Source organism: Streptomyces albiaxialis, from assembly GCF_039530985.1.
GTDB lineage: Bacteria > Actinomycetota > Actinomycetes > Streptomycetales > Streptomycetaceae > Streptomyces > Streptomyces albiaxialis.
This window is the reverse complement of sequence record NZ_BAAAPE010000017.1, coordinates 19795-36261: the sequence shown is the minus strand read 5'-3', so window position 1 is coordinate 36261 and position 16467 is coordinate 19795. Positions and strand designations below refer to the sequence as shown.

General features: G+C 74.9%; 7 protein-coding genes and 1 pseudogene. 6 read left to right on the top strand and 2 right to left on the bottom strand.

Features of this window, described 5'->3' with window-relative positions:
- Positions 1 to 190: 190 nt before the first annotated feature.
- Together ABD343_RS34110 and ABD343_RS34105 are read left to right on the top strand one after the other, a co-directional pair.
- Positions 191 to 1672 (top strand): HEAT repeat domain-containing protein, encoded by a 1482-nt coding sequence (locus ABD343_RS34110; protein ID WP_344533936.1) that lies wholly within the window; start codon positions 191 to 193, stop codon positions 1670 to 1672.
- Positions 1673 to 2052: 380 nt separating this feature from the next.
- Positions 2053 to 5634 carry a hydantoinase B/oxoprolinase family protein gene (locus ABD343_RS34105; RefSeq protein ID WP_344533934.1) on the top strand — a complete coding sequence of 1194 codons (3582 nt, stop codon included), beginning with the start codon at positions 2053 to 2055 and terminating at the stop codon, positions 5632 to 5634.
- A gap of 214 nt (positions 5635 to 5848) precedes the next feature.
- Here ABD343_RS34105 and ABD343_RS34100 read toward each other — a convergent pair.
- Together ABD343_RS34100 and ABD343_RS34095 are read right to left on the bottom strand one after the other, a co-directional pair.
- A pseudogene (locus tag ABD343_RS34100) lies at positions 5849 to 6313 on the bottom strand (D-glutamate cyclase family protein); the annotation flags it as partial.
- The gene (locus tag ABD343_RS34095; protein ID WP_344533932.1) at positions 6300 to 7646 is read right to left on the bottom strand and encodes an MFS transporter; all 1347 of its coding nucleotides are present in this window, start codon (positions 7644 to 7646) and stop codon (positions 6300 to 6302) included. The pseudogene ABD343_RS34100 and the gene ABD343_RS34095, both read right to left, overlap by 14 nt.
- 112 nt (positions 7647 to 7758) lie before the next feature.
- Here ABD343_RS34095 and ABD343_RS34090 point away from each other — a divergent pair, with 112 nt between their 5' ends.
- The 4 genes from ABD343_RS34090 (at position 7759) to ABD343_RS34075 (ending at position 16149) form a co-directional block, all read left to right on the top strand.
- A complete protein-coding gene (locus tag ABD343_RS34090; RefSeq protein ID WP_344533930.1) occupies positions 7759 to 8553 on the top strand; it encodes a GntR family transcriptional regulator in 795 nt (264 codons plus the stop codon).
- Between the two features lie 98 nt (positions 8554 to 8651).
- Positions 8652 to 10196: a hypothetical protein gene (locus tag ABD343_RS34085; protein WP_425578345.1), complete on the top strand. Its 1545-nt coding sequence runs from the start codon at positions 8652 to 8654 to the stop codon at positions 10194 to 10196.
- Between the two features lie 163 nt (positions 10197 to 10359).
- Positions 10360 to 11241 carry a hypothetical protein gene (locus ABD343_RS34080; RefSeq protein WP_344533928.1) on the top strand — a complete coding sequence of 294 codons (882 nt, stop codon included), beginning with the start codon at positions 10360 to 10362 and terminating at the stop codon, positions 11239 to 11241.
- 33 nt (positions 11242 to 11274) lie between these two features.
- Positions 11275 to 16149 carry a coiled-coil domain-containing protein gene (locus ABD343_RS34075; protein ID WP_344533927.1) on the top strand — a complete coding sequence of 1625 codons (4875 nt, stop codon included), beginning with the start codon at positions 11275 to 11277 and terminating at the stop codon, positions 16147 to 16149.
- Positions 16150 to 16467: the final 318 nt, after the last annotated feature.

Genomic DNA, 16467 nt, shown 5'->3' with positions numbered 1-16467 from the left:
GCCGGTACGGAACGGGCACGAGGCCGGAGCGGACTCGGCGGAACCCGCCCTTCCGGGTAAGCTCCGGCTCTTGACCGGGCACCCTGCACCGGGGGTAAAACCCAGGAGTAGAACCACGGTCACCGGCAAGAATGGCTGGCAACGGAAATCCCGTTGCCAGTCGAACACCCCGCACCGGATGCTGACTCTTATGTTCGTCGATTCCGTCGATTCAGACATAGCGCCCAGCGGCACGCTGCTCGGCCTCCTCCAGCGAGGCAGGGGCGACGGCACGCTGCACGCCCTCGCGGCGCCGCGCGCCGAAGCGCTGACCGCGCTCCGGCACTGCGTATTGCACGACCCCAGGCGGGACTGGCAGATCGAGCATCGTTCGCTCTATTACGCGCGGCTCCACCGGGAGCTCGACGCGGGCCTCGACGAAATCGAAAAGCACCTCTTCGCCCCGGAGGATCTGCTGTGTACGGCGGAGGAGGCCGAGGTCCGCACCGGACTCGCCCTCTCCGTCCTCGGCCACCTCGCCTCCTACGGGACGGCCTCCGGCGACTCCACCGGCGAGCCCGCCCTGCGGCTCCTGCGGCGGTACGCCACCGCGGGCGCCAACTGGCAGTGGGCCCTCGACGAGCTGGCCGTGCGGGACGACGACGCCGGGCTGCGGCCTCTCGGGCCCGCGATCCTCGCCCGATTCCCGCGGACCCCGGAGGGCGACGCCGAGCTGTCCGCCGCCGCGCGCGACGCCTTCGAGCCCCGCCCCTGGAGACTGTGGGCCGAGGACCCCGCCCACCCCGGGCAGGCCGAGCGGCTGCGCCAGGTGCGCGAGCGCCGCTCCTTCGACCGCTGGCAGCGCCAGATGCACGCCACAGGGCCGCGCCCGGGCTGGAGCGTCCGCGAGATCCTCGACTGGGCGCAGGACGGCCTGGAGCAGGACCCGCCCCAGCACCGCGAGGCCGCCGCCGCCCGCTGCCTCTCCGCCGTCGCGGGCGTCGAGGAGCGCGCCGAGCTGATCGCGGCGGCGCGCGGGCCGCGCGAGGCCGCCCGCGCGGCGGCGCTGCGCCACCTCGCCGACCGGGAGGACCCGGGCGTCCTCGACCTCATCGAGGAGGCCGCGGCCGACCCCTCGGAGTCCGTCGTCCGCTCCGCGCTCTCCTCCTTCGCGCGGATGCGCGGCCTCGCCGCGCTGGAGCGCGCCCGGCTGTGGGCCTCGGCCCCGGAGGGTGCCCTGCCGGACGGGCTCACCGCCGTCGCCGCCGAGACCCTCGCCTGCCGGGGCGGCCAGCGGGACGCCGACGCCGTCCTCGCCGCCCTCCGCCGCACCGTTCGCCTCAGCGGGCCGGACAGCGCCGGGCTCTGGCCCCTCGTGGACGGGGCCGGACGCCTGACGATCGCGTGCGCCGCGCCCGTACTGCGGCACATCTACCGGGAGACCGCCTCATCCCAGCTCCGGGGGCGTACGGCCCGGGCGCTCGCCGCCACGGACCCCTCCTTCCCCGCGGGGTTCGCCATCGAGTGCCTCTGGGACTGCGAGGAGTCCACGCGCGAGGTCGCCGCGGAGTACGCGGCGACGGGGGATGCGCGTGTCGTCGAACGCCTTCGCCGGCTCGCGACGGATCCGGCCGAGGAGGCCGGCGTCCAAAGCGCCATCCGAGGCCGCCTGAGCCCCGACCCCGGCCGCTGACCCTCGCCGAACCTTTCCGCCCCCCCACCAGGGGCGCGGGGAACTGCGCGCCCAGCCCCGACGCACCCGCAGCCCGCAATGCGCATCAAGGGGCACCCCCTTCTCGTCCCGGTGCCCGGCGTAGAGGGCTGCGCTTGCCAGCCCTGCGCCTCAGCGCAGACCTCCCAAGCTCAGAGGGAAAGTGAACGTGCCCCGTAAGGGGCGCGGGGAACTGCGCGACAAGCCACGACGCACGCGCGCCCCCCCAAAGCACGGCAAGGGGCAGCCACTGCCCGCCGGGCATACGCACGGGCCCGGGATTCCCCCGGCACATGCCCCGTACGGTCGTCACAGACGGCAAGCAAAGGCCCGGCGGCACAAGACGAAGGCACGATGGGGGGATGAGCGAGCGCTGGGAATTCTGGATCGACCGCGGCGGCACCTTCACCGACATCGTCGGCAAACGGCCCGACGGAACGCTCGTCACCGACAAACTGCTCTCGCACGACCCCGCCCGCCCCGACCGCGACGCCGCCGTCACCGGCATCCGTAAGCTGCTCGGCGTCCCGCCGGGAGCCCCCGTGCCGGCCGACAGGATCGACGCCGTCAAGATGGGCACGACCGTCGCCACCAACGCCCTGCTGGAGCGCAAGGGCGAGCCGACCGTGCTGCTCACGACGCGCGGATTCCGGGACGCCCTGCGGATCGCGTACCAGAACCGGCCCCGCATCTTCGACCGCCGTATCGTCCTCCCGGAGGCGCTGTACGACCGCGTGATCGAGGTGCCCGAGCGGATCGGGGTCGACGGGACGACAGTGACGCCGCTCGATGAGGACGCCACCGCCGAGGCGCTGCGGGCCGCGTACCGGGACGGCTTCCGCAGCGCCGCCGTCGTCCTCTTGCACGCCTATCGCCATCCCGCGCACGAGCGCGAGGTCGCCCGCCTCGCCCGCGAGGCGGGGTTCACGCAGGTCAGCAGCTCGCACGAGGTCAGCCCGCTCATCAAGCTCGTGCCGCGCGGGGACACCACCGTCGTGGACGCGTATCTGTCGCCCGTGCTGCGCCGCTACGTCGACCAGGTCGCGAAGGAACTGCGGGGCGTACGGCTGATGTTCATGCAGTCCAACGGCGGGCTGCGCGAGGCGGGCCACTTCCGGGGGAAGGACGCCGTGCTGTCCGGGCCTGCAGGAGGCGTCGTCGGCATGGCGCGGAGCTGCGCGGAGGTCGGCCACGAGCGCGTCATCGGCTTCGACATGGGAGGTACGTCCACCGACGTCTCGCACTACGCGGGCGCGCTGGAGCGGGTGTTCGGGACGCAGGTCGCCGGGGTGCGGATGCGGGCGCCCATGATGGACATCCACACCGTCGCCGCGGGCGGCGGCTCGGTCCTGCACTTCGACGGCGCCCGCTACCGCGTGGGGCCGGACTCGGCGGGCGCCGTCCCCGGGCCCGCCTGCTACCGGCGCGGCGGCCCGCTCACCGTCACCGACGCGAACGTGATGCTCGGCCGGGTCCAGCCCGCGCACTTCCCCGCCGTCTTCGGCGAGAACGGCGACGAGCCGCTCGACGCCGAGGCCGTACGGGAGGGCTTCGCGCGGCTCGCGGACCAGACCGCCGACGGCCGTACGCCCGAGCAGGTCGCCGCCGGGTTCCTGGAGATCGCCGTCCTCAACATGGCGAACGCCGTCAAGAAGATCTCCGTGCAGCGCGGACACGACGTCACCCGCTACGCGCTGGCCAGCTTCGGCGGTGCGGGCGGCCAGCACGCCTGCGCCGTCGCGGACGCGCTCGGCGTCGGCACGGTCGTCGTACCGCCGCTCGCCGGGGTCCTCTCGGCGTACGGCATCGGCGTCGCCGACGCGACGGCGCTGCGCGAGCAGTCCGTCGAGGCCGAACTGACGGACGACGCGCTCAAGGACGTACGGGAGCTGTGCGCCCGGCTGGAGGAGCAGACCCGCGACGAACTGCGCGCCGACGGCATCCCGGAGGACGCGATCGCCACCGGGTCGCGCCTCCAGCTCCGTTACGCCGGTACGGACGCCACGCTGACCGTCCCGCTGGACGAGGGCACGGCCATGGCCGCGGCCTTCGCCGACGAGCACCGCGCCCGTTACGGCTTCACCATGGACAAGCCCCTCGTCGTCGCCACCGCCGTGGCCGAGGCGACCGGACAGGCCGGGCCCGTCAGCGCGGACACCGGGACGGCGGGGGAGACCCGGACGGAACCGGCGGCGCGCGTACAGGTGTTCACGGAGGGGAGCTGGCGGGAGGTGCCGCTGCACCGCCGCGAGGAGCTGCCGCCCGGGCACCCGGTGGAGGGGCCCGCGATCATCGCCGAGGCCGACGCCACCACCGTCGTCGACCCCGGCTGGCAGGCCGCGGCCGATCCCGGTGGCCACCTGATCCTCACCCGCGTACGGCCGCGCGCCGCCGAGTCCGCCCTCGGCACGGAGGTCGATCCGGTCCGCCTGGAGGTGTTCAACAACCTCTTCATGGCCATCGCCGAGCAGATGGGCGTACGGCTGGAGAACACGGCCCACTCCGTCAACATCAAGGAGCGCCTCGACTTCTCCTGCGCCCTCTTCGACCCCGAGGGCAACCTCATCGCCAACGCCCCCCACATCCCCGTCCACCTGGGCTCCATGGGCGAGTCCATCAAGGAGGTGCTGCGGCGCAACGAGGGCGCCATGCGGCCCGGCGACGTCTACGCGATCAACGACCCGTACCACGGGGGCACCCACCTGCCGGACGTCACCGTCGTCACGCCCGTCTTCGACAGGGACGGAACGGCGCTGCGCTTCCTGGTCGCCTCCCGTGGCCACCACGCGGAGATCGGCGGGCTGACGCCCGGCTCGATGCCCGCCTTCAGCCGTACGGTCGAGGAGGAGGGCGTCCTCTTCGACAACTGGCTGCTGGTCCGGGACGGCGTGCTGCGCGAGGCCGAGACCCGCGAGCTGCTCACCTCCGCCCGCTACCCCTCGCGCGACCCCGACACCAACCTCGCCGACCTGCGCGCCCAGATCGCCGCCAATGAGAAGGGCATCGCCGAACTGCACAAGATGACCGAGCAGTTCGGACTCGACGTAGTCCTGGCCTACATGGGGCACGTGCAGGACAACGCCGAGGAGTCCGTACGCCGCATCATCGCGACCCTCGACGACGGCGAATACGCGTACGAGACCGACAGCGGCGCCGTCATCCGCCTCGCCGTCACCGTCGACCGCGAACGCCGCACCGCGCTGCTCGACTTCACCGGCACCTCGGCCCAGCGCGACGACAACCTCAACGCGCCCAGCTCGGTGGTGATGGCCGCGGTGCTGTACGTCTTCCGCACCCTGGTCGCCGACGACATCCCGCTCAACAGCGGCTGTCTGACCCCGCTCGACGTCCGTATCCCCGAGGGCTCGATGCTCGCGCCCGCGTATCCGGCGGCGACCGTCGCGGGCAACGTCGAGACGTCCCAGGCCGTCACGGGCACGCTCTACGCGGCGCTCGGCGTGCAGGCCGAGGGCTCCGGGACGATGAACAACGTCACCTTCGGCAACGACCGTGTGCAGTACTACGAGACCGTCGCGAGCGGCGCGGGCGCGGGCGAGGGCTTCGACGGCGCGGACGCCGTCCAGACCCACATGACCAACTCCCGCCTCACCGACCCCGAGGTCCTCGAATTCCGCTACCCGGTGCGCGTCGAGGACTTCCACGTCCGCGAGGGCAGCGGCGGCGCGGGGCGCTGGCGCGGCGGCGACGGCGTCGTCCGCCGCCTCCGCTTCCTCGAACCGGTGACGGTCGCCCTGCTCTCGGGCCACCGCCGGGTCGCCCCGTACGGCATGGCGGGCGGCGCGCCCGGCGCTCTCGGCCGCAACGCCGTCGAGCGCGCCAGCGGCACCACGGACGCGCTCGACGGGCGCGACGCGGCCGATATCGCGGCGGGTGACGTGCTGGTGCTGCACACTCCGGGCGGCGGCGGATACGGCACCCCCTGACGCCGCCCCCGGGCAGGGGCTGCCCCGTGCGGTGCGTCGCGGACCGCCCCGCCGCCGTGGCCGGTCGCGCAGTTCCCCGCGCCCCTGAAGCGCCCCTCCGGGGCGCGCTCCGGGGCGCCGAGTTGCGCCCCGAAGGGGCGCGGGGAACTGCGCGCGCAACCACGACGCAGCCGCAGGCTGGTGCGCAGAGGGCGGGGCAGCCCGTAGGCGCCAGCGCCGCCGGGACCGGGCGCATCGTCACGACGAGGGGCCCGCTCAGTCGGCCCGCCGGGCGCGAGGCGCGGTTCGTCGCGTACGCGGGAAGGGCCCGGCCCTGTTCGACGTGGCGCAGCGGCACTCCGGCGGCGGTGAGCGCGTCGTCGAGCGGCCACGGGGGGCCGAGCAGGAAGGCGACGAGGTCCGTGCGCCAGTGGCCGGTGGCTTCGGCCGGTTCGGCGACGACCACGCCGTCCTCCCATACGCGGTAGCGGGGGAGCGCGGTACGCAGGTCGGCGCTGTCCGCCAGCCGCGTCGTCCAGGAGCCCGTGGCGCAGATGTCCCGTACGGGGCACGCCTGCGGGTTGTGGGCGCAGAACAGCGACAGGTCCTGGGCCCACGAGGCGGGGACGGCGACCAGGTGCGCGGCCACACGGCTCGGCGCCCGGGGCGCCCCCGGCGCCGTGCGCTCAGACCAGCTCACGGCCGCGCGTCTCCGGGAGACCGAGCAGGGCCAGCGCCGCGAGGCAGTAGGCCAGCGCCCCGAACACCAGGGCCCCGCCGACGCCCCAACTGTCCGCCATGGCGCCCACCAGCGTGGGGAAGAGCGCGCCCAGCCCGCGCCCCACGTTGTACGTGAAGCCCTGTCCCGTGCCGCGGACGGCGGTCGGGTACAGCTCGGCGAGGAAGGAGCCGAAGCCGCTGAAGATCGCCGACATGCAGAAGCCGAGCGGGAATCCGAGCACCAGCAGCAGCCCGTCGGCGGCGTCCGGCACGTTCGTGTATCCCAGGACGCAGGCGGCGGAGAGCGCGGCGAAGACGGCGATGGTCTTCTTCCGGCCGAGCCGGTCGGTCAGATACCCGCCGGTGAGATAGCCGGTGAAGGCGCCCACGATCTGCGTCGCCAGGAAGCCGCCGGTCGTCACGACGGTCAGCCCGCGTTCGTCGTCGAGATAGGCCGGTACCCAGGTGGCGAGCGTGTAGTAGCCGCCCTGGACGCCGGTGGCCATCAGCGAGGCGAAGAGCGTCACCCGCAGCAGCCCGGGCCGGAAGAGCGCCGCGAACGAGCCGCGTTCGCCGCTCTCGGCCGCGCTCTCCAGGCGGTGGACGGCGGCCGGGGCGTCCTGGACGTTCTTGCGGACCCAGAGCACCAGCAGCGCGGGAAGGGCGCCCGTGAAGAACATGACGCGCCAGGCCACATCCTCGTCGAGGAACTGGAAGACGGCCGTGTAGACGAGGACCGCCAGGCCCCAGCCGACGGCCCAGGCGCTCTGCACCGTGGCGAGCGTACGGCCGCGGTGCCGGGCCGAGGTGTACTCGGCGACCAGGACGGCGCCCACCGCCCACTCGCCGCCGAAGCCGAGGCCCTGGAGGGCGCGGAAGACGAGCAGCGTCTCGTAGTTGGGCGCGAATCCGCAGAGCACGGTGAAGAGCGCGTAGGTGATCACCGTGAGCAGCAGCGCCCGTACGCGCCCGATACGGTCCGCGAGGACGCCGGCGAGGGCGCCCCCGAGCGCGGACACCACCAGGGTCGTGGTGACCAGCAGGCCGGTCTCGCCGCTGCTGAGCCCGAAGTACGCCGCGATGGCGACCATGCCGAGCGGCAGCGCGTAGAAGTCGTACGAATCGAGGCCGTAGCCGCCGAACGCGCCCGCGAAGGCGCGGCGGCCACGGGGGCCGAGGTCGCGGAACCAGGCGAGGGCCCCGCTGTCGTGATCGTCGTGCCGTTCGTGCCGTTCGTGCCGTTCGCGCGTGTGCTGGTTCGGCTCTTCACTCCGGTTCCGAGCCTGGTTGCGAGCCTCTGGTGTCGTGCTCATGGGCACCTCGCAGGAGACGGGCGGGCCATCTTCGCGATTCAACGTAGGGATTGTTCAACGATTCGGCAATCCTCACGTTGTCATGTTCTTCAGGCTGCGGTTCACTTCAGCCATGAGCGACGACGTGCTGGACGAACTCACCGGGGACCGCGTGCTGTTGGGGAGGACCAGTACGGCGGAACGGGTCGCGGACATCCTCCGGTCCCGGATCATCGAGGGCGCCTTCCGCCCCGGAGCGCGGCTGGTGGAGGAGGAGATAGGCGGCGCCCTGGACGTCTCGCGCAACACGCTCCGCGAGGCGTTCCGGCTCCTCACCCACGAGCGGCTGCTCGTCCACCGGCTCAACCGCGGCATGTTCGTACGGGTGCTCACCGTCGAGGACCTGGAGGACATCTACCGCGTCCGCGCCCTCGTGCAGTGCGCCGCGCTGCGGGCGCTCGGGGAGCCCCCGTACCCGCTGGAGCGGCTCGAATCGGCCATCGGGGCAGGCCGGGACGCCGAGCGCGAGGGGCGCTGGCGCGACCTGGGCACCGCCAATATGCGCTTCCACCAGTCGATGGTGGAGCTGGCCGGAAGTCCCCGCACCGACGCCATGATGCGTGCCGTCCTGGCCGAACTGCGGCTGGTCTTCCACGTGATGGACGATCCCCGCCGCTTCCACGGCCCCTACCTCGCGCGCAACCAGGAGATCCTCGCCGCGCTGCGCGAGGGCGAAGCGCACGCGGCCGAACTGCTCCTGGCCGCCTACCTCGACGACTCCCGCCGCCAGCTCGCCGGGGCGTACGCGGCGACGGGCGCCGCGCGCGGCACCTCGCGCGGTACTCCGCGCGGCGCCCCGCGTGGCCGGAACGCGGCGGGCGCGACGAGGGCGGGACCTCCCCGCGAGGCGCGCGGACGCACCCGGTAGGATCGGCACCCTGCCGGACAGGATGCCCGGAACGCCACATACGTGCCGTATCCGTGCCGTTTCGGATCTTGTCAGTGGTACGGCTTAGTGTGTCCGTCGTGACTGAGCACGCCACGACGACGATCCCCCCGACGAGGGCCGCGGTGCCCCCGCCGGCACAGCCCCCGGCCGTCGGCCCCGCGGCCGACGAGGGCCTGGCCCGCCGTCTCCGCGCGCTCGCGTGCACCGCGCCGCTGCACGACCTCGACACCCGCAAGGCCAACCTCGCGGGGGAGTACTCGACGTACGAGATGGCGGAGCTGGCCCTCGCCGCCATCGATCTCGTCACGCTCCAGATGGACTTCGACACCGGCGCCGACCACGAGCAGATAGTGACCAGGCTGCTGCCCCGCGTCGCCGCGCAGGCCCCGGACCGTTCCGCGTCCGAGCACGAGCGCGTGGCCCGCTGGGTGCTGGAGAACCTGATCAACGTCGGCAGTGTCGACCGCGGATTCCGCGCGGTCTACGGCACGTTCGGCCCCGACGGCGCCTACGTCCGCAGGGATTACGACTTCAAACTCATCGAGGAGGTCCCCGGCCCCGGCGGCAGCGTCTATCTCCGCACCACCGACGAGGCGGTCAACGTCCTGGTGGGCGCCCTCGACACCGACGTCACCAGCGCCCAGATCGCCGCCGAGGTCAAGCTGGAGGTCCTCATCTCGCGCGGCCGCCTCGCCGACGCGCAGCTCGCCGCCGAGCAGGCCCGCTACCGCACGGTGCAGTACGCGGAAACGCTGCGCCGCACTCTGGAGGCCACCCGGCGCGACGTGCGCGCGGTCGACTGGCTGAGCGCGGTCCCCGAGATGATCACCGAGGCGCTCGACCACGTCGCCGACCGCTACCGCCATGAGAACGCGATCCTCACCAACATCCGCAAGGTGCGCGACGAGGCCGCCTCCGAGCGCGGCCCCGATCACAAGCGCCGCGCCGCCGAGCTGGTCGACATAGTCAAGGACTGCATCCGCCGCCACACCCAGCTCCAGTCCCGGCTGCTGGAGGCCGGGCCGCTCTTCCGTGCCGAGCAGGACCGCCAGGCGTTCGCGCCGCCCGCGGCCCGCGCGGGCACCGACCTGTACGGGCAGCTCCTGAGCCCCGTCCTCCCGCTGCCCCTGGAGCAGGCGACGCGCGTGACGGACGCGTTCTTCGCGCGCGGCGCGGGGCTGCGCACGCCCGGCGCCGTCCGCATGGGCGACCTGGTCGACCTGCTGCTCACCCCGCCCGCGCCGCGCGAGCACCTCGGCGCCGAGATGCCCGAGCCGGACCTCGTCGCGACCCCCGACGACAGCCGGTTCAGCGAGGAGCAGATGGAGACCGCGACGGAGCTGCTGGAGCTGCCCCCGGACGCGCCGCGCCGGCTGTCGGGCCTGCTCGCGGAGGCCCGCCGCCGCGATCCCGAACTGCCGTATCTGGTCGCGCTCCTGGCCGTCCACGCCGCCAGCCCGCCCGTGGGCACGGCCTACCGGCAGGGCGAGGAGCGCCTGCTGTTCGCCGTGGACGACGGCACACCGCTGGACGATCCGGAGTTCGGCGGCGCCGACCTGATCGTCGGCACGGCACTCCTGGACGCGGCGAGCATGGCGGCGGACAGAACGGAGGCGGTGTGAGCCCCCGGACGGCACCCCCGCGGCCGACCGCCCCGGTGACCCATGCGCCGACGGCCCATGCCCCAGCGGCGATCGCCCCGGTGGCCCATGCGCCGACGGCACCCGCCCCGGTGGCGCGCGGCCGTACCCCAGGTGACAGCACGGAGAGAACAGGCGATCGACGGTGACCGAGTACGTACCCGAACCCGACCCGGCGGAGCCGGAAGGGCCGAAGGCCGCGGCCCCCGTGACCCCGGCCGACGCCGCGGACGCGGCCCGGCTGGTCTCCTTCGGCCTGCACCCCAAGCTCGCCCCGGCCCGCGACGCCGAGTACGCCGAGCTGCTGCGGAGGTACCGGGACGAGCCGCCCTTCGCGCGCCTCGCCGACGCGGTGGCGACCGGCCTCGGACTCGTCGTGCTGGAGGTCTCCACCCGCGCGGGCATGGCGCTCGCCGCCGACGAGGACTCGGTGTTCGCCGTCCGCATGGGCGACTACGCCCGCCGGGCCACCGCCGACTCCGCCGACCGCTTCCTGCACGGCCTCGCGCACCTCGCCGTCGCCGCCATGGCGTTCCCCCGCCCCGAGGACCTCGCCGACGACGGCTACATCGGCCGTATCACCGTCAACGGCGTGGATTCGTTCGTCCGCCAGGCCTGCCGCAGGCTCGACGAGCGCGCCGAGGAGGAGGGGGAGAACACCGACCCGGTCAGCGACGCGCCGGGCCTGGAGGCCGCCTGGCGGGTCTACGCCCGCCGGAGCGCCACCGGCGCCACCAAGGACGCCCGCAGGCTCGCCGGTTCGACCACCGGCATCATCGCCAAGGCCGTCGCCTTCCTCGCCGACTCCGGCTTCCTCCAGAAGACGGGCGACGACGCGGGCGGGACGTACCGTACGACGGCGCGTTATCAGCTCCAGGTCCGCGACATGGCGGGCAGCGCCGCCATGGCCGAGCTGCTGGAGCTGGGCGTCGTCCCCGTCTCCGACGGCACCGCGAGCCTCCTCCCGCCGCAGGACCCGGACGACCTGGAACTGGCCCCCGACGCCGGACTGCCGTTCCACTCCTGACCCCCCCGCAGACACCAGACACGAGAGTCCGCCATGTACGAGCTGTCCCGGATCCGTCTCTACTCCATCGGTCCCGCCGGTGCGCGCTACGCCGACACCGTGCTCGACCTGCGTGGAGTCGGCGAGCCCGTCCCCAGCCCGGCGCCCGCCCAGGCGGACTTCTTCGAGGAGGAGCCGCAGGGCCCGCCGCGCCGCCCCGCGCCCGCCGGTGTCCTCTTCCTGGAGAACGGGGGCGGCAAGTCCGTCCTCCTCAAGCTGATCTTCTCCGTGATGCTCCCCGGCCACCGCAACACGCTGGGCGGCGCCAGCTCCGGCGTGCTGCGCAAGTTCCTGCTGGCCGACGACTGCGGGCACGTCGCGCTGGAGTGGCAGCACACGCTGACCGGCGAGTCCATCGTGGTCGGCAAGGTCAGCGAGTGGCGCGGGCGGCAGGTGTCGGGGGACCCGAGGAAGTTCGCCGAGGCCTGGTACTCGTTCCGGCCCGGGCCCGGCATGTCCCTGGACTCCCTGCCCGTCGCCGAGTCCTCCGCGCTGCGGCCCGCCGCCGAGGGCGCCTCGTCCGCGCGCGGCAGGCGCCGCACCATGAAGGGCTTCCGGGACGTCCTGATCGAGACGAGCAAGGCGTATCCGAACCTGGACGTGGTCTGGGAAGAGATCCACGAGCGGTGGAACGAGCACCTGACGGGCCTCGGCCTCGACCCCGAACTCTTCCGCTACCAGCGCGAGATGAACGCCGACGAGGGCGAGGCCGCCGGACTCTTCGCCGTCAAGAACGACTCGGACTTCACCGACCTCCTCCTCCGCGCGGTCACCGACACCCGCGACACCGACGGCCTCGCCGACCTCGTGCACGGCTTCGCGCACAAGCTCGGCCGCCGCGCCGAGCTGACCGCCGAGCGCGACTTCACCGCGGGCTCCCTCGACCTGCTCCAGCGCATCGACGAGGCCGCGGGGACCCGCGCCCAGGCCCGCGAGATCCACACCGGTGCCGAGCGCCGCACCCGTACGCTGGCCCGCCGTCTCAGCGCCCGCGGCACCCAGGAGCGCGGCCGCGCCGCCGAGCTGGCCGAACAGGTCGCGGGCGCCGAGGAGTCCGTGACCGCCGCCGAGGAGGCCCGCTCCCGCGCGTCCCTCGTCGCCGCCGAACTCGCCTACCGGCACGCCTCCCTGGCCCTCGCCGCCGCCGAGAAGTCCGCCGCCGCGCAGAAGCGCGAGCTGAGCGACGCGCGCACGTTGCACGCGGCCTGGCAGGCCGCCGAGACCGTGCTCGCGCACCGCGCCGCCGCCGACCGCTCGGCGCGCGTCGCCGCCGCCATCCAGGAGGCCGAGCGCGACGCCGCGCCCGCGCTCGCCGCCCGCGCCCGCGCCGCGGCGGCGCTCGTACGGGCGCTGAACGGGGCGGCGGAGGACGGCGAGCGGATCGCCACCGAGCAGGAGGAGCGCTCCGCCGCCCTCCAGACCGAGAGCGAGAGCGCCCACCGCGACGCGACCGCCGCCGCCACCGAGGCCCAGCGCGCCCGCAGCGAGACCGAGCACCTGCGCCAGCGCCTCGCCGAGGTCGAGCAGGAGACCGCCGAGGCCGTCCGCGCGGGCTGGCTCGACGACGCGGCACCCGACGCCGACCCGGCGCGCGCCGCGCTCGCCGCGTCGGACGCCGAGAAGACCACCGTCGCCGCCTTCGACACCGCCCGCGAGACCGCGGCCCGCAGCGCCGAGCGCGCCCAGGAGGCCGCCGCCGAGCGCTCCCGCGCCGAACTCGCCGCGGCCCGCGCCGCGGACGCGGCGGAAGCGGCCGAGTCGGCGTACGCGGCGGAGCGTTCGGCCGCCGAGGCCCTCGGCGCCGAAGAGCGCCTCGCCGAGCTGCTGGGCCTCCCCGGCGCCCCCCTCGCCTCCGACGGCACCGGACGCGCCGTTCCCGGACCCCGCGCGGGCGACGGGCCCGAGGGAGCGGAGAGCGCCCGCGAGACCACGGAGGGCGCGGCCCGGGACGGTTCGGCCCGGGACGGTTCGGCCCGGGACGGTTCGGGCCCGCTCACCGCCGAGGAGCTGGACCGGAACGCGGACGCGCTGCGCGAGCTGCTCGACGACGGCGTCGGCGCCGCCGAGCGCCAGCTCTTCGACCTGCGTACGGCGGCGGCCGACGACTCCCGGATGCTCGGCGCGCTCGGCGACGGCGGCCTCCTGCCGCCCGGGCCCGACGTCACCGCCACCGTCGAGTTCCTCGGCGAGCACGGCATCCCCGCCCTCCCCGGCTGGCGCTATCTCGCGCAGGCCGTCGACCCCGCCGACCACGCGTCCGTGCTGGCCGCGCGCCCCGAGCTGGTCGACGGCGTCGTCATCACCGACCCCGACAGCCACGCCCGCGCCCGCGAGGTGCTCGCCGGTGCCGCGCTGCTGCCCCGCTCGGCCGTCGCGGTCGGTACGGCCGCGGCGCTGCTGGCCCCGACCCCGCCGCCGGGCGCCGACGAGGGGGGCGCGGTCTTCCTCGTACCGCCGAACCCGGCGATGCACGACGAGCGGGCCGCCGACGACGAGCGGCGCCAGCTCCGCGAGCGTGCCGCGGGGCGCGACGGCGAGATCCGAGCCCTCGCCGCGCGCCTGAGCGCCGACCGCGCGCTGGCCGCGCGGCTCGCCTCCTGGCGCACCGGCTGCCCCGAGGGGCGCCTCGCGGAGCTGGCGGCGGCGGCCGGGGAGTCCAGGGCCGCCGCCGAGGCCGCGCAGCAGCGCCTCACCCAGGCCGTGACCTCCCACGAGGAGGCGGCCGAGCAGGCCGCCGAGACCGCCCGGGTCCGCGACGAGCGGCAGGAGCAGGCCCAGCGCGCCCGGCGCAGCGCCGACGCCCTCGCCGGGCTCGCCTTCCGGCTCCGCGAGCGCGGCAAGTGGCAGACGCGGCTGCGCGAGCTGGCCGACGAGTCGGCGGCGGCCGAGGAGCGCGCGGACATCTGCGTGGAGCGCGCGCGTTCGGCCGACGAGGACCGGCGTGCCGCGCAGCGCGCCGCCGACGACGCGCGCCGTACGGCCCGTGCGCTGCGCGCCGAGCGCGCCGAGATCGCGGGCGTCCCCGACGACATGGACGAGACGGACTCCGGCGACCGGGCCGGTTCCGCCTCCTCCCTCCCCGACCTGCGCGAGGCCTACCGCTCGGCCTCGCAGCTCTACGAGAAGGTCGGCGTCGGCGCCGACCTGCGCGCCGAGCAGGCGCGCGCGGAGGGCGACGAGTCGGCGGCGCTCGCCACCCTCGACCGGCTCACCAACAAGGTCCGCACCCGCGCCGCCCAGCTCCTCGAAGGCGCCGACGGCGCCGACGGCCCCTCCCGCCAGGCCGCCGCCGCGCGGGCCGAGGCCCTGGTGCAGAAGCTGGAGTCACGCGGCTCGGCCGCCAGCGAGCAGCTCGGGCGGCTGCGCGGCGAGGCCGAGCGCCTCGCCCCGGCGGACGGCGAGGCGCACACAAACCTCCCCGAGGAGCTGGTCCCGGCCGACGCGGGCCAGGCCCAGACCCTGCTGCGCACGGCCAACGCCGAACTCGCGGCCCGTACCGACGAGCTGGAGTCGGCCCGCGCCGCGCACCAGACGCTCGTCCGGTCCCACACCGCGGCCGAGGACGCGGCGGGCGCCTTCGACGAGACGGCCGCCACGCTCCGCGACCTGCTCCGCGATCCCCACGCGGGCGGCGCCGAGGGCGAACAGGAGGAGCAGCCCGAGCCGTTCGCCGGTGCCCCCGCCGACGCGCGGCAGGCCGCCGCCGAGGCCCGCCGCTCGCTGCGCGGCTGCGCCGCCGACCTCACCGCCGCCGAGCAGGCCGTCCGCGAGGCGAGCGACGTCCTCGTCCGGCACGCCAACTCCAGCCGCTACGAGCAGGTGCGTACGCCCGCGCGGCAGCAGATCCGCGAGCTGCCCGCGGCCGCGCTGCCCGAGCACGCCGCCGCGTGGGCGACCGCGTTCGCGCCCCGGCTGCGCGTGCTGAGCGACGAGCTGGAGCAGTTGGAGCGCAACCGGGACAGCATCGTCGACCGGCTGCGCGGCCTGGTCGAGTCCTCGCTCGCCACGCTCCGCTCGGCCCAGCGGCTCTCGCGGCTGCCGGAGGGGCTGGGGGAGTGGTCGGGGCAGGAGTTCCTGCGCATCCGCTTCGAGGACCCCGACCAGGCGACGCTCACCGAGCGGCTGGGCGAGGTCATCGACGAGGCGACGCGCTCGGCCGTCAAGAAGAACTCCGACCTGCGGCGCGACGGCATGTCCCTGCTGCTGCGCGGCGTCTCGGCGGCGCTCCAGCCGCGCGGCGTGGCCGTCGAGATCCTCAAGCCCGACGCCGTGCTGCGCGCCGAGCGCGTGCCCGTGGGGCAGATGGGCGACGTCTTCTCCGGCGGCCAGCTCCTCACCGCCGCCATCGCGCTCTACTGCACGATGGCCGCCCTGCGCAGCAACGACAGGGGGCACGACAAGCACCGCCACGCGGGCACGCTCTTCCTGGACAACCCCATCGGCCGCGCCAACGCGACGTATCTGCTGGAGCTCCAGCGCGCCGTCGCCGACGCGCTCGGCGTCCAGCTCCTCTACACGACGGGCCTGTTCGACACCACGGCCCTCGCCGAGTTCCCCCTCGTCATCCGCCTGCGGAACGACGCGGATCTGCGGGCCGGCCTGAAGTACATCAGCGTCGAGGAGCACCTGCGCCCCGGCCTCCCGCAGCAGGAGGCCGAGGGCGACGGGCCGGTGGTGCACGGGGAGATCACCGCGACACGGATGTTCCGCCGCCCCGAGGAGGAGCAGCCGGACGGGGCGCGCCCTGACGGGCAGCCGTCGGCTGGGCAGCCGGGGGACGGGGAGCGGCCGGACGGGGAGCCGTCGCCGTCCCGCCCTGACGTCCCGCCTCAGCAGGGCGGCGCGGGCGCGGAGCCCCTCTCCCGGTAGCGGCGGTTCCGCTCCCGGTTGCGGAGGCTCCCGACCCGGAGGCTCCCGGCCCGGAGGCCCGCGCTCCGGCGGGCTCAGGGCGGCGGTGCGGCACGCGTGGGCGCTGCCGTGCCGCGCTGCTCGGCTCCGAGACGACTCCGTTCCGCTGCACCCACACCTGTCGGGTGATCCAGACGTCCAGGACTCCCCAGGTGGCGACCACCGTGCTGGCCACCGTCGCCAGCACCATCGGGAAGGCCAGCCAGACCTGCGCGAGCGAGCAGAACACGGCGACCATGAGCTGAACCAGGGTCAGTGCGACGATGATCACCGCACGCA